Consider the following 14,835-nt stretch of genomic DNA (forward strand, 5'->3'; position numbering starts at 1 on the left):
ATTTAGCTTGCATACAAATGATTAAATTCATTTTTATAATGTGAGGCGAATCAAATTGACATCCATTAAAGAACAACCTTTTTTGCCAATTATTATACAATCGGGTCAGCATGCCTATGGGGTAGCCCGCTCTTTTTATGAAGCCTATCGCATCAAAAGTCTTGTCATTGAGCCAGCTAAAAAAGGGCGAACGATGCGCTCACTCTTTTTGGGAGGCTCTCAGGGAATTGCCACGCAAAATAGCGGTATTCTGGATTTTCAATATGTGGAACATTTAGATGATCCTAGCCGTTTTGTACAAGCGCTAGTCGGATTAGCCATGCAGTGCCAACAAAAGAAATTGATTTTATTAGTTTGTGACTGCTACTATGCAGAGCTTATCATTAAAAATAAAGAGCTGCTTGAAAAGTACTTTATTTTACCTTATATTGATCAGGCTTTACTAAAGATGGTGCAAACAAAGGAAAAGTTTTACCAGCTTTGTGATAAATATCAGTTAAAATACCCCAAAACCATGATCATCACAAAGGAACATCATGCAAATAGTGAACTCCCGATCCAGTATCCCATTATTATTAAACCTTCCAATGCCGTGACCTATACGAACTGTTCCTTTCCCGAGAAGAAAAAAATATTTTTAGTGCATGATGCAGACGAGATGCAGCACATCATTCGCAGTATTTATCGTTCTAGCTATCAAGATGCCTTAATCGTTCAAGAATTTATTCCAGGCGATGATTCCTATATACGTGTACTAGATGTATATGTAGGAAGGGATCAAAAAGTAAAGTTGATGTGTGTAAGCAACAAGCTACTTGAAGATCCATCTCCGCAAAACAAAGGTATTTCTTTAGCTGTCATGACGGACTATGATGAACAGCTAATGGAATCAATTCGCCATTTTTTAGAGGAAATTGGCTATACAGGTTTTGCTAATTTTGATATGAAATATGACGCTAGGGATGGGGAATATAAGCTATTTGAAATGAATTTGCGAGCAGGGGCTTCAAGCTACTATGTAACAGCGAGTGGTCATAATTTAATGCAGTATGTGGTGGATGATTATTTATTCCAGGTTAATCATGAGCGAACATATGTCCAGACGAAGCATGTATGGTCACTACTTCCTCCAAAAACATTATTTAAATACATGAAGAATGAAAAATTAAAAATTGAAGCAAAGCAATTAATGAAAGAAGGGCAATACACGAATGCATTACTGTATAAAGAAGATATGAATATAAAGCGTTGGATGAAGTTGAAATTGTATGATTCGTATTTACATGTAAAGTACAGCAAGTATTTTAATGAAAGCAATGGTTAGCATATGCAAACAGAAGGATCGCGCTTCGAAACAGGAGGATACAAAGCCCTAACGGAAGGATAGAACATCAAAGCGGATGGATAATTACGCCTATCTTCATGTAATTAAGTCGAAACCACGACATTTGAGGCGCAAACCTTGTAGGAAGTATCAACTATTCAGTATAATAATAAAATGGGAATTCAAGTGCATGGATTTCGTTTGAAAGGAGTTACCTGATTGCGATGAATGAGGAACAACGCTTAGCTAATCAACAAGTCAATCAACCAAAAAAAGAAGACAAGCCTGAAAAGGATTATAGTAAATATTTTGAGAGGGTCTTTACGGCTCCTTCCTTAAAAGATGCTAAAAAACGTGGGAAAGAAGATGTCAAGTATCATAAGGATTTTAGCATTGCAGAAGAGTTCGCAGGAATGGGCAAAGATCGCACCTTCTATATTCGTACTTATGGCTGCCAAATGAATGAGCATGACACAGAAGTAATGGCTGGGATTTTTATGCAGCTGGGCTACACACCAACAGAGGTGATTGAAGAGGCTGACGTTGTCTTGCTAAATACATGTGCAATTCGTGAAAATGCAGAAAACAAAGTATTTGGAGAACTTGGTTTCCTGCTGAAATATAAACGAAAAAACCCTGAGATGCTAATCGGGGTTTGTGGCTGTATGTCGCAAGAGGAATCTGTTGTTAATAAAATTTTAAGAAGCTATCCACATGTCGATATGGTATTTGGTACACATAATATTCACCGTTTGCCAAACATTTTAAAAGAAGCTTACATGTCGAAGGAAATGGTGATAGAGGTTTGGTCTAAAGAAGGCGATGTCATTGAAAATCTGCCGAAAAAACGTCTTGGTTCCATTAAGGCTTGGGTTAATATTATGTATGGGTGCGATAAATTCTGTACGTATTGCATCGTTCCGTATACACGAGGTAAAGAGCGTAGTCGCCGACCAGAGGAAATCATTGCTGAAGTACGTGAGCTAGCGGCAGCGGGCTACAAAGAAATTATGTTGCTGGGACAAAATGTCAACGCTTACGGCAAAGATTTTGAGGATATTGATTATCGTCTTGGTGATTTAATGGATGAATTAAGAAAGATTGATATTCCACGGATCCGTTTTACAACGAGTCATCCACGTGACTTTGATGATCATTTAATCGAAGTGCTTGCAAAACGTGGCAACTTAGTTGAGCATATCCATTTACCAGTACAATCTGGCTCGAATGATGTCTTAAAAATTATGGCGCGTAAATATACACGCGAGCATTTCCTAGGTTTAGTGGACAGAATTAAAGCTGCTATACCTGAAGTAACATTAACAACAGATATTATCGTTGGCTATCCGAATGAAACAGAGGAGCAATTTGAGGAAACATTGTCCTTATACCGTGAAGTCGGCTTTGAGGCAGCGTTTACGTATATTTATTCTCCACGTGAGGGCACACCAGCTGCAAAAATGATCGACAATGTACCTGAAGAGGTGAAAAAAGAGCGTCTTCAACGTTTAAATGAAGTAGTGGGTGAATACTCACGCAAAGCATTAGAGCGTTTAAATGGTGAGGTTGTCGAAGTATTAGTTGAAGGTACAAGTAAACGACGCGACGATGTGTTAGCAGGCTATACGCGGAAAAATCGTTTAGTTAACTTTAAAGCACCAGCAGAAGTAATTGGTCAATTAGTAAAAGTAAAAATAACAGAGACTACATCTTATTCACTTACTGGTGAATTTTTGGAAGTCGTAAAAAATGAAAAGGTGGAAGCGTAAATGACACAAGTCTTATATACAAAAGAAGATTTAATTAAAAAATCACATGAAATTGCACATATGATTGCAAATACGCCAGAGGTTGAATTTTTCAAAAAGGCAGAAGCACAGATTAATGAAAATCAACAAGTACGTGAACGTATTGCCAGCTTAAAAAGCTTACAAAAACAAGCGGTTAATTTCCAACACTTAGGGAAAGAAAAAGCATTAAAAATGATTGAAGATAAAATTGCTAAAATCGAAGAAGAAATTAATGCCATCCCAGTTGTGCAACAATTTAAAGAATCACAAGGCGATGTGAATGATTTATTGCAACTTGTTTCAAATACCATCGCGAATAATGTTACAAATGAAATTATTCGCTCAACTGGTGGCGATGTTCTTCGTGGTGAAACGGGTTCATACGTAGAAAATACTCAGCCAGGTAGCTGCTCTTAATAAACCCTTGGAAATCAAAGCTCGAATGACAGCATTCGAGCTTTTTTCATGTCTTCTTCTATTGAAGCATTCCCACGCTATAGCAGACCTCTCACGGAAAAAGATCTGGACGATACTTTTCATTCTCTAAAAATATATGTTCACCCAATGGGCGCTACCTGCATATGATGGAGTGAAAAGAGTCGAAGGAGGAATTGCGCTGAAACGTTTACGACAAATCGTGACGAAAGCAGTAGTTGCCAAAGGGAAGAAGAGAACGGAAGAACGTGTGACATTATCACCAACAAATAAACCGACAAGTATTTTAGGATGCTGGGTAATCAATCACACTTGCTCTGCAAAAAGAGTCGGGAAATTTGTAGAAGTAACAGGGAAATTTGATGTCAATGTGTGGTATGCCTATAGTAATCATTCGAAAACAGCTGTGTTTTCTGAAACGATTCACTATAAAGACAAAGTGAAGCTTCACTATCGAGAAGGTGAAATTAGCGTTGGTGATGACGTTCGTGTACGTGTGATACAAGAGCCAAATTGTATTGAAGCGATTATCTCTCCATGTGGTACGAAGTTTGAAATTGTAGTGGAACGTGAAGTAGTTGTGGAAGTAATGGGTGAAACAACAATTTGTATTAGTGTCCATCCACTAGACTATGAAGAAGATTGGAGCCTGAATGATGAGAGTTCATCTTCATCCTCATCAAGCTCTAGTTCCAGCTCATCTTCAAGTCCTGAAGGAGAAGGTAGGTATGTGTTAGAGTCTTCATCGTTTCCTGATGAACGACCAAGATAAGTTTAAAAAACATCATTTTTTGATACATGCGAAATGCTAGCATCTTAAAAAAGGTGAATGAAGCGTTTCGCATGTATCTTTTGTTATAATAAAAATATCTATAAGGCAAGAGCGAGGGAAATAGTGATATGACAACTTATACACCAATGATGCAACAGTATCTACAGGTAAAGGAAGATTACAAAGATGCCTTTTTATTTTTTAGATTAGGTGACTTTTATGAAATGTTTTTTGAGGATGCTATCAATGCCTCACAAATTTTAGAGATTACATTAACAAGCCGAGATGCAGGCGCAAAAGAGCGAATACCAATGTGCGGTGTGCCGCATCATTCGGCTAAAAATTATATTGAAACACTTGTGCAAAAAGGCTATAAAGTGGCCGTTTGTGAACAAACAGAAGATCCAAAGCAAGCAAAAGGTGTGGTCAAACGTGAAGTGGTTCGGCTTATCACACCAGGAACAATTATGGAAGGGAAGGCACTTGATGGTAAATCCAATCATTTTATTGGCGCGGCAGAGCAACTAGATGCCACAACATTTGGCTACGCTTATTTAGATTTATCAACAGGTGAAGCAGTGGCGTCGTCTATTGAAGGCGATGGGAAAGCATTATTAATGCAAATGCAGGCTTATGGTATTCGAGAGCTTATTGTAACGGATAGTTTGCAGCTATTGTTAGCAGAGCATGCCGTCAATGCTGGTATCGTGCTTTCGATTGAAGTGAATGAAATGTCTATGGACAAAGCAGCAAGCTATTTAGAAGCTGTACCACAACCGTTACAAATTGCGTGTCTTCGCTTGTTAGCTTATATCGATCAAACGCAAATGCGATCTTTATCACATATTCAAGCATTTACGTTTAATGAAATCAAAGATTATTTACGCATTGATTCTAGCTCTAAGCGAAATTTAGAGCTTATTCAATCGATTCGTGGTGGAGATCAAAAAGGGACACTTTTATGGCTATTAGATGACACCGTGACAGCGATGGGTGGGCGAAAATTAAAACAATGGCTACACCAGCCGCTTGCCACACGTTCAGCTATAGAAGCTAGACTAGCGATTGTTACGGATTTATTGGAAGAATATTTTATACGAACAGAGCTCCAAGCATCCTTAAAACAAGTATATGATTTAGAGCGGTTGGCTGGTCGTGTTGCTTTTGGCAATGTGGGTGGACGAGATTTAGCCCAGCTGCGTGATTCTTTACGCCAAGTACCGGCTATTCAGCAACAGTTGATGGGGTCAAATAAAGAAACATTACAGCAATTAGGTGTGGAACTTGATACATGTACAGATGTCGAGGAACTGTTAGCAAAAGCGATTACAGATAATCCACCTATTACCATTAAAGAAGGGGATGTCATCCGTGATGGCTATAATGAACGCTTAGACGAACTGCGCTATGCTGCTCGTAATGGTAAGGATTGGATTGCCCAGCTTGAACAAGAAGAGCGTGTGAAAACGGGGATTAAAAATTTAAAAATAGGCTATAATCGCATTTTTGGTTACTACATTGAAATTACAAAATCAAATATTCATTTAGCGGATTTAACACGCTATGAGCGCAAACAAACGCTGGCGAATGCGGAGCGCTATATTACACAGGAACTAAAAGAAAAAGAAGCATTGATTTTAAATGCTGAAGAAGAAAGCTTAACATTAGAGTACAACCTGTTTGTGGAAATTCGTGATGCATTAAAAGCTTATATTCCACGTGTCCAAGCACTGGCAGCAAGCATTAGTGAGCTAGATGTTTTACTAAGCTTTGCGAGCGTCTCAGAAAAATACCGTTTTACGAAACCAGAATTTCATGGTGGACGTGCCCTAGAAATTATTGAAGGACGCCATCCTGTAGTTGAAAAAATGCTGAATAAGCAAATGTATGTGCCAAACGATTGTGTGCTAGAAGAGCAGAACAATATGATGCTTATTACAGGGCCGAATATGTCTGGTAAAAGTACTTATATGCGTCAAGTAGCATTAATTGTTGTCATGGCGCAAATGGGCTGCTATGTACCTGCTGAAAAAGCAAAATTGCCTATTACCGATCAAATTTTTACTCGAATTGGAGCGGCCGATGATTTAGCAGCAGGGCAATCTACATTTATGGTGGAGATGCTTGAATCGCAACATGCTATTATGCATGCAACGAAAAATAGCTTGATGCTATTTGATGAAATTGGACGTGGAACATCAACCTATGATGGTATGAGTTTGGCACAATCGATGATGGAGTATATTCATGACAAAATTGGAGCAAATACGTTATTTTCTACGCACTATCATGAATTGACAGCACTTGAAAAGGATTTGCCACGCTTACAAAATGTGCATGTTTCGGCCACTGAAAAAAATGGTACGGTCGTTTTCCTGCATAAGGTGAAAAAAGGCGCGGCTGATAAATCCTATGGTATCCATGTGGCACAACTTGCTCAATTACCAGAAGAAATTTTAGCTAGAGCACGTGTATTACTTGAGAACTTTGAGGCAGGGAAAGAGGTAGTTGCCGAAACACAGGTGATAGCTGAACAACCAGTGCAGATGTCTTTATTTGCAGAAGCAGAGCCGCTTTCACCAGCCGAGGCAGAGGTGCTAAAGAAATTAGAAAAGGTAAATATTTTAGGTACATCACCAATGCAGGCGATGAATATTTTATATGAGCTACAGCAAGAGCTAGTGAACGCTAAAAAATAAAGGAGTGATACGTTAGTGGGAAACATACAAATTATGGACGAATGGCTATCCAATAAAATCGCAGCAGGAGAGGTAGTAGAAAGACCAGCTTCTGTTGTCAAAGAGCTAGTGGAAAATGCTATTGATGCTGGAAGTACGTCCATTGATGTTTTTTTACTAGAAGCGGGTCTCACTTCCATTCAAGTAATAGATAATGGTAGCGGTATGGATGAAGAGGATGCAGTAATATCATTCTCTCGTCATGCTACTAGTAAAATTCATCAAGAACATGATTTATTCCGTATTCGAACACTTGGCTTCCGTGGCGAGGCTTTAGCATCTATCGCCTCTGTTTCCAAAATGACATTGATTACATCAAATGGTGAATCTGGTACTCATTTAGAGCTTGAAGGTGGACATATCCTCACTCATAAGCCTGGTCCGTTGCGCAAAGGGACTGATTTAACAGTATCACAGCTATTCTTTAATACACCCGCCCGCTTAAAATATATGAAAACCATTCAAACCGAACTTGGGCATACAATAGACCTGATGAATCGCCTCGCACTTGGTAACCCACAAATTGCATTTAGATTACTGCATAATGGTCAACAATTACTGCAAACAAATGGTCGAGGAGATGTACAACAAGTACTTGCTGCTATTTATGGTGTACATAATGCCAAGAAAATGGTGTCATTTCAAGGCGAGTCATATGATTATCGAATTTCTGGCTTTGTAACCTTACCAGAGGTAACACGTGCTTCTAAAAATTATATGTCCCTATTTGTCAATGGTCGCTGGGTCAAGCATTATTTAGTACAAAAGGCTATTGTCGATGCCTATCATACGTATTTACCTATTGAGCGTTTTCCAATAGTTGTTCTTTATATAGAGGGTGATCCCTACTTAACAGATGTGAATGTGCATCCTGCAAAACATCAAATTCGTTTAAGTAAAGAGCCTGAGCTTTTGAAGTTAATAGAAGAAACCATTCGTGAAAAGATACGCAACATTATTCGAGTCCCACAAATGGAGAAGAAAGAAAAAATCGTTAAACCAGTTACGGAGCAATTAAATATTTGGAAGCCTGCCCCTAAGATTAATGTGGAGAAAATGAATGCCATCGTAGAAAAACTTTATGATGTCCAAACCATTCAAGAAAACAATCGTGAACAGATAGTGGAGCCTATGCCTATTTCTACTGTTCAGGAGGAAAGTTGGCAGCCAACACCACAAATGGACGCTGAAACAGTTGATGAAGTAACGATCGTTGCACATTCGGAAGTATTGGAAGAGGCACCTACGAAGGAACCTTTTCCTGAACTAGAAGTAGTAGGGCAAATCCATGGCACATACATTGTCGCGCAAATGGAGGATGGTTTTTACTTAATTGATCAGCATGCCGCACAGGAACGCATTAAATACGAATTTTTCCGTGAAAAAGTCGGTCAAGTCAATCCTCATGAACGTCAGGCATTATTGTTGCCACTAACATTCCATTATGCAGCTGATGAGGCACTGATATTAAGAGAGCACAAGCATGAGTTAGAAGCTGTAGGCGTATTCTTAGAGGAATTTGGACAGTCATCTTTCGTTGTGCGTGAGCATCCGAGCTGGTTCCCACAAGGGGAGGAACAGGAAATCATAGAGGATTTAATTGAACAGGTGCTGACAACTAAAAAGGCTGATATCAAAAAACTACGTGAGGCAGCAGCGATTATGATGAGCTGTAAGAAATCGATCAAAGCCAATCATTATTTAACAAAAGAACAAATGGAAATATTGCTACGAGATTTACGCAATGCAGATAATCCATTTACATGCCCACACGGACGTCCAGTGCTTATCCATTTTACATCATATGAAGTGGAAAAAATGTTCAAACGGGTTATGTAATGAAAAGGGGGAAAATGGATGGGCGAATTTATTTTAGCGATTGATCAAGGAACGACAAGTTCAAGAGCCATTTTATTTAATAAAAAAGGTGAAATTGTTCATGTCGCACAAAAGGAATTTCAACAAATTTTTCCAAAGGCTGGCTGGGTAGAGCATAATGCAAATGAAATATGGGGCTCTATTTTGTCCGTTATTGCAGCCGTATTGACCGAAAGTGGGCATGAAGCAAGTGAGGTTCATGCGATCGGTATTACCAATCAGCGCGAAACGACCGTTGTGTGGGATAAACACACAGGTCAGCCGATTTACAATGCGATTGTCTGGCAATCACGCCAAACACAGGACATTGTGAATGCCTTAAAAGAACAGGGGCATGAAGAACGTTTTCAGCAAAAGACAGGGCTACGCCTAGATGCTTATTTTTCAGCGACAAAAATTAAATGGATCTTAGATAATGTGGATGGCGCCCGTGAAAAGGCTAACAATGGAGATTTATTATTCGGCACGATTGATTCCTGGATAGTTTGGCGATTATCAAAGGGAAAGGCTCATGTGACCGATTACTCAAACGCAGCTCGAACTTTGCTCTACAATATTCACGAATTGCGGTGGGATGAGGAGCTTTGCCAGCTTTTAGATATTCCGATGTCCATGCTCCCTGAAGTAAGGAATTCATCAGAAATATACACAGAAACGGCTCCAAGTATATTCTTTGGAGAAAAAATCCCGATTGCTGGTATTGCGGGTGATCAGCAAGCCGCGCTCTTTGGTCAAACTTGCTTTACCAAAGGAATGGCGAAAAACACGTATGGCACAGGCTGCTTTATGCTATTAAATACTGGACGGCAGGCAGTGACATCTGAAAATGGTTTATTGACGACCATTGCTTGGGGAATAGATGGGACGGTGACCTATGCATTGGAAGGTAGTGTTTTTGTAGCAGGGTCAGCTATCCAATGGCTTCGTGATGGACTACGGATGATTCGTACAGCTGAGGATTCTGAAACCTATGCTAGAAAAGTAGACAATACGGATGGCGTCTATGTTGTCCCCGCCTTTGTTGGGCTCGGTACACCTTACTGGGATACTGATGCTCGTGGCGCCATTTTCGGCTTAACACGAGGAACATCAAAAGAACATTTTATTCGCGCAACACTTGAATCATTAGCCTATCAGACGAAAGATGTACTGGATGCAATGGAGGAAGCAGCGGGTACTCCGATTGAAGTACTCCGTGTAGATGGTGGAGCTGTCAAAAATCAATTTTTAATGCAGTTCCAAAGTGATGTTTTACAGCTACAAGTTGAACTAGCAAAATTGAATGAGTCGACAGCACTCGGTGCAGCCTATTTAGCGGGGCTCGCGACACGCTTTTGGCCAAACCAAGAGGCTTTATCCACATTATGGGTGAGTGGGCAAACCTACCAACCTCACATGGATGAAGTGCAAGCCACAGCTCTGTACACAGGCTGGCAGAAGGCTGTAGAGGCAACACGAATTTTTAAATCATAGCTATTGGGGGAGAAAGGTATGTTTTCATTTGAGCAGCGACCAAAAATTTTATATTATCTAGAGCACTATAGCTTTGACGTATTAGTCATTGGTGGTGGTATTACAGGTGCAGGAATTGCATTAGATGCCGCATCAAGAGGCCTTTCTGTCGCATTAATTGATATGCAGGATTTTTCAGCTGGTACGTCGAGCCGATCAACCAAACTGATTCACGGTGGCCTGCGGTATTTAAAGCAATTTGACGTAGGAGTTGTAGTGGAAGTTGGGCGAGAGCGTGAAATCGTTTATGATAATGCGGTACATGTGACAACGCCTGAAAAAATGCTATTACCTTTATATAAAAAGGGTTCGCTTGGTCCATTCACAACATCTATGGCACTAAAGGTCTATGATCGCTTGGCGGGTGTCAAAAAACATGAACGTAGAACGATGTTAAACGCCCAAGAAACCCTAGCATTAGAGCCTTTGCTTAATCAAGATGGATTGGTTGGTGGCGGCTACTATGTAGAATACCGTACAGATGATGCCCGTCTGACAATTGAAGTATTAAAAAAGGCTGCAGAATATGGAGCACTTTGCCTCAATTATGCAGAAATGGCGGAATTTATCTACGACAAGAAAAAGCTTGTTGGCATTAAAGTGAAGGATCATGTAACGGGTAACATACTCGATGTCCATGCCGCACAAATTGTAAATGCGACAGGCCCTTGGGTTGATGACGTACGACAAAAAGATAAAGTAGCAGATAACAAGCAATTACGTCTGACAAAGGGCGTTCATATTGTCCTCAAACAGAAGGATTTTCCACTAAAGCAAGCTGTTTATTTTGATATTGTCGATGGACGCATGGCCTTTGCTATTCCTCGAGATGGCAAAACCTATGTAGGGACGACGGATACTGTTTTTGAGGGTAATCCTGTACATCCAGTGGCAACACAGCAAGATGTGGATTATTTAATTGAGGCAGCTAAAAAGGTCTTTCCAACAGCTACTATTACAAGAGAAACAATTGAATCCTCCTGGGCAGGCGTACGACCACTAATTTATGAAAAAGGCAAGGACCCATCTGAAATTTCAAGAAAAGATGAAATTTGGACAGCGCCCAGTGGTTTAATGACGATTGCTGGTGGCAAGCTCACAGGCTATCGCCAAATGGCTGAAACGATTGTCGATAAAATTGTGAAGGCACGTCGTTACAAGCATGCGAGTGCCTGTTTAACTCGTGAGCTAGCACTTTCTGGCGCAAAAGGAATCAACGCTATTAATTTCCCTGATTATATTGCCTATAAAGCACGAGAAGGTGTACAATACGGCTTAAATTATGATGAAGCCAAACAGCTTGTACAAAAGTATGGCACGAATGTAGATGCCTTATTTGATCGTGTGAAATTTTTACATGAACATGGCAGTACAATGCCTCTTGCCCTACATGCTATGCTACTGTATGGCATAGAAGCCGAAATGATCTATACACCTAGCGACTTCTTTATTCGTCGTACGGGCTTATTATACTTTGATATTGAAGCAGTAAAGCTTTATAAGCAGCAAGTGATTCAGGTGATGCAACAACGCTTGAATTATACAGAGGAACAAAAAAACAGGTATATTGCTGAATTAGAGCAAGCCATTATCGATGCAACAAATTTTGTGAAAGAAGGGGAGTAAGAGATGGAGCGTTATATTCAAATGTCGGATGAACATTTTGTCTTCACTCGAACATTGGAGCCTTCAACGCCATGTATTGGACATATTCACATTTTGCATGGCATGGCAGAGCACAGTGGGCGCTATTTAACATTTGCGAAAACACTCAACGCAGCAGGCTATGTCGTGACGATGCACGATCATCGTGGACATGGTGAAACGGCAGCTTATAATGGAACATTAGGCTTCTTTGCTGAAGAAAACGGCTTTGAGCGTGTTGTAAAAGATGCTCATGAGGTGATCACACAATTACATGCATTGTACGCTGATGTACCATTAATTCTTTTTGGTCATAGTATGGGGTCTTTCATTACTAGACGCTATATTCAACTATACGGAGAGCAAGTAGACAATGTTATTCTCTGTGGTACTGGAAATGTGACAGCCTTACATGCTGTTGGAAATATTTTAGCTAAGGCATTAGCAAAGGGGCTAGGGAAAGAAACTGAAAGTAAGCTGTTAAATCAACTGAGTTTTGGTAGCTTTAATAAACAATTTCCGAATCCAAAGACTGCCTATGACTGGTTATGTTCAGTTCAACAAGAGGTGCAAAAGTATATAGACGATCCCTATTGTGGCTTTATTCCAACGAATCAATTTTTTGTAGATTTAACAACGGGCTTTGCAACACTAAATCGTAAAAAAGAATTAGCAAGAGTAAGAAAAGATCTTCCTATTCTCTTGATAAGTGGCAGTAAAGATCCCGTCGGTGAACAGGGGCTAGGCGTTTACACAGTTGCTGAACAGTTAGCAGCGGTGGGCATAGAGGATGTAACGGTTTATTTATTCGAGGATAAACGACATGAAATTTTAAATGAAGACAATCAAGAAGCAGTCTTTCAAGTTTTAATACGGTGGTTAGAAAAATATGATAGAAATTAAATTACAGCAGGCAGAGGTCATAGCGATTGTGGGACCGACTGCCTCTGGTAAAACGGCTTTAAGCATTGAATTGGCAAAGAAATATAACGGTGAAGTCATTAATGGTGACTCTATGCAAATATATAAAGGGCTCGATATCGGGACAGCTAAAATTACGGAAGAAGAGATGGAGGGCATTCCTCATCATTTACTAAGTTTTTTAGAGCCGACAGCATCTTTTTCAGTGGCAGACTATCAAAAATTGGTACGCGCAAAGATTGCGGAAATTCAATCTCGTCAAAAATTACCTATTATAGTAGGAGGCTCAGGCTTATATGTACAAGCTGTCCTCTATGATTTCCAATTTACTGATGAAAAAGTAGATGAGCGAGCACGTAAAGCCTACTATGAGGAATTAGCAAAGCTTGGCCCTAAGGCAATGCATGACAAATTAAAACAACTAGACCCTCAAGCAGCGGAGACAATTCATCCAAATAATACACGACGTGTTATTCGTGCATTAGAAATGCTGGAATTAAGCGGTGTCTCGAAAGCAGCCGAAGCACAAAATCGAGGGGAAGTACCCCTTTATAAGCATGTTATTTTGGGACTAGGTCAAAATATGTCTCGTGAGGTGCTTTATGACCGCATTAACCGTCGTGTTGATTTGATGATGGAAAATGGCCTTTTGGAAGAGGTAAAGGGATTATGGCAGCAAAATATCCGAGGTGTGCAGTCTATACAAGCCATTGGGTATAAGGAATTATATGATTATTTGGATGGCAAATGTACCCTAGAAGCAGCCATTGATAGCTTAAAACAAAATTCCCGTCGCTATGCAAAAAGACAGCTTACTTATTTCCGCAATAAAATGGATATCCATTTTATTACGGCAGATGACCGATTATAAGAATAAAGAAAAATTTCTAAAAATTACTAATTGATAAATTGGTAGAACGTGCTACTATAGGAATGAAGAGGTAGAAAGTTAGTAGGGAGGCTATTTGATGAAATCAATCAACTTGCAAGATACGTTCTTGAACCAACTACGAAAAAACAGTGTTTTTGTAACTGTATTTCTGTTAAACGGATTTCAGTTAAAAGGGACTGTGAAATCATATGATAATTTTACAGTTTTACTGCTGGATGCTGACAATAAGCAGCACCTAATCTACAAGCACGCCATTTCTACATTCGTTCCAGCAAAACAAATAGAATTTTTAGAGACAGAAGTATAAAAAGATTGTTAAACAGTTAGTGTTCTCCACACTGGCTGTTTTTTTTGCTACAAGCTATAATGATAGTGGAATTTGATATTTTGGAGGACAAAGTTAATGAAAACAATGGAAACAACACAATTATTAGATCTTTTAGATGCAAATGAGGACCTATATATTATTGATGTTCGTGAAGAAGATGAAGTAGCACACGGCATGATTCCAGGCGCTCAGCATATTGCACTTGGAACAATCCCTGAACGTTTAGAGGAATTAGATGTAGAAAAGCCATATATTATTGTGTGTAAGGCTGGTGCTCGTTCTGCCAACGCCTGTGCTTACTTAGAGGCACAAGGATTTGATGTAACAAACCTTGAAGGCGGCATGCTGGCTTATGATGGAGAATTAGAATTTAAATAAACCATGAAAAAAGAAAGAGCATATACTCTTTCTTTTTTTATGTTGTTGAAAAAAATCGTGTCACTAGCAGAAAAAGACCTTTTGGCAAGGTAAGGGGTTGATTTCCGCTCTGCCAGCGTCCTTTCCAGGGGGCGTCCGAGGAGCTTTCCCTCACTAGCGTTCGCCCACAGGAAAGCAAGTAGCCTGCAACGGAAACCATTTTCACCTTTCACAAAAAAGCTAT

12 protein-coding genes are annotated in these 14,835 nt (G+C 39.7%); all 12 read left to right on the forward strand.

Annotated elements, in window-relative coordinates; translation table 11 throughout:
- Positions 1-55: 55 nt before the first annotated feature.
- Positions 56-1,324, forward strand: a complete 1,269-nt coding sequence (locus JTI58_RS14980; RefSeq protein WP_205442051.1) for a carboxylate--amine ligase — start codon at positions 56-58, stop codon at positions 1,322-1,324.
- Positions 1,325-1,548: 224 nt separating this feature from the next.
- A complete protein-coding gene (miaB, locus tag JTI58_RS14985; RefSeq protein WP_205442053.1) occupies positions 1,549-3,093 on the forward strand; it encodes a tRNA (N6-isopentenyl adenosine(37)-C2)-methylthiotransferase MiaB in 1,545 nt (514 codons plus the stop codon).
- Positions 3,094-3,531 carry a YlbF/YmcA family competence regulator gene (locus tag JTI58_RS14990; RefSeq protein WP_004225842.1) on the forward strand — a complete coding sequence of 146 codons (438 nt, stop codon included), beginning with the start codon at positions 3,094-3,096 and terminating at the stop codon, positions 3,529-3,531. It abuts the gene before it with no gap.
- A 136-nt stretch (positions 3,532-3,667) separates the two neighbouring features.
- Positions 3,668-4,321: an outer spore coat protein CotE gene (gene cotE, locus JTI58_RS14995; RefSeq protein ID WP_205442054.1), complete on the forward strand. Its 654-nt coding sequence runs from the start codon at positions 3,668-3,670 to the stop codon at positions 4,319-4,321.
- Positions 4,322-4,449: 128 nt separating this feature from the next.
- Positions 4,450-7,020, forward strand: coding sequence for a DNA mismatch repair protein MutS (gene mutS / locus JTI58_RS15000; protein WP_205442055.1), 2,571 nt, complete (start codon positions 4,450-4,452; stop codon positions 7,018-7,020).
- Between the two features lie 15 nt (positions 7,021-7,035).
- Positions 7,036-8,898, forward strand: coding sequence for a DNA mismatch repair endonuclease MutL (mutL, locus tag JTI58_RS15005; RefSeq protein WP_205442056.1), 1,863 nt, complete (start codon positions 7,036-7,038; stop codon positions 8,896-8,898).
- 18 nt (positions 8,899-8,916) lie between these two features.
- Positions 8,917-10,410, forward strand: a complete 1,494-nt coding sequence (gene glpK, locus JTI58_RS15010; protein WP_205442057.1) for a glycerol kinase GlpK — start codon at positions 8,917-8,919, stop codon at positions 10,408-10,410.
- Between the two features lie 18 nt (positions 10,411-10,428).
- Positions 10,429-12,075, forward strand: coding sequence for a glycerol-3-phosphate dehydrogenase/oxidase (locus JTI58_RS15015; RefSeq protein WP_205442058.1), 1,647 nt, complete (start codon positions 10,429-10,431; stop codon positions 12,073-12,075).
- Positions 12,076-12,078: 3 nt separating this feature from the next.
- Positions 12,079-12,996, forward strand: a complete 918-nt coding sequence (locus JTI58_RS15020; RefSeq protein WP_205442059.1) for an alpha/beta fold hydrolase — start codon at positions 12,079-12,081, stop codon at positions 12,994-12,996.
- Complete coding sequence (gene miaA, locus JTI58_RS15025) at positions 12,983-13,885, forward strand: tRNA (adenosine(37)-N6)-dimethylallyltransferase MiaA (RefSeq protein ID WP_205442060.1); 903 nt, start codon at positions 12,983-12,985, stop codon at positions 13,883-13,885. The genes JTI58_RS15020 and miaA overlap by 14 nt, the downstream gene beginning before the upstream one ends.
- Before the next feature lie 97 nt (positions 13,886-13,982).
- Positions 13,983-14,213 carry an RNA chaperone Hfq gene (hfq, locus tag JTI58_RS15030; protein ID WP_205442062.1) on the forward strand — a complete coding sequence of 77 codons (231 nt, stop codon included), beginning with the start codon at positions 13,983-13,985 and terminating at the stop codon, positions 14,211-14,213.
- Between the two features lie 96 nt (positions 14,214-14,309).
- Entirely contained in the window at positions 14,310-14,612 is a 303-nt protein-coding gene (locus tag JTI58_RS15035) for a rhodanese-like domain-containing protein (RefSeq protein WP_009371183.1), read from the forward strand.
- Positions 14,613-14,835: the final 223 nt, after the last annotated feature.

Origin of the sequence: Lysinibacillus fusiformis (assembly GCF_016925635.1) — a bacterium.
Classification (GTDB): domain Bacteria; phylum Bacillota; class Bacilli; order Bacillales_A; family Planococcaceae; genus Lysinibacillus; species Lysinibacillus fusiformis_F.

Bases quoted from the DNA above. Each gene is read 5' to 3' on its own strand.
- mutS (WP_205442055.1), top strand. From the start codon at position 4,450: ATGACAACTTATACACCAATGATGCAACAGTATCTACAGGTAAAGGAA.
- JTI58_RS15015 (WP_205442058.1), top strand. From the start codon at position 10,429: ATGTTTTCATTTGAGCAGCGACCAAAAATTTTATATTATCTAGAGCAC.
- glpK (WP_205442057.1), top strand. From the start codon at position 8,917: ATGGGCGAATTTATTTTAGCGATTGATCAAGGAACGACAAGTTCAAGA.
- hfq (WP_205442062.1), top strand. From the start codon at position 13,983: ATGAAATCAATCAACTTGCAAGATACGTTCTTGAACCAACTACGAAAA.
- miaA (WP_205442060.1), top strand. From the start codon at position 12,983: ATGATAGAAATTAAATTACAGCAGGCAGAGGTCATAGCGATTGTGGGA.
- miaB (WP_205442053.1), top strand. From the start codon at position 1,549: ATGAATGAGGAACAACGCTTAGCTAATCAACAAGTCAATCAACCAAAA.
- JTI58_RS15020 (WP_205442059.1), top strand. From the start codon at position 12,079: ATGGAGCGTTATATTCAAATGTCGGATGAACATTTTGTCTTCACTCGA.
- JTI58_RS14990 (WP_004225842.1), top strand. From the start codon at position 3,094: ATGACACAAGTCTTATATACAAAAGAAGATTTAATTAAAAAATCACAT.
- JTI58_RS15035 (WP_009371183.1), top strand. From the start codon at position 14,310: ATGAAAACAATGGAAACAACACAATTATTAGATCTTTTAGATGCAAAT.
- cotE (WP_205442054.1), top strand. From the start codon at position 3,668: ATGTTCACCCAATGGGCGCTACCTGCATATGATGGAGTGAAAAGAGTC.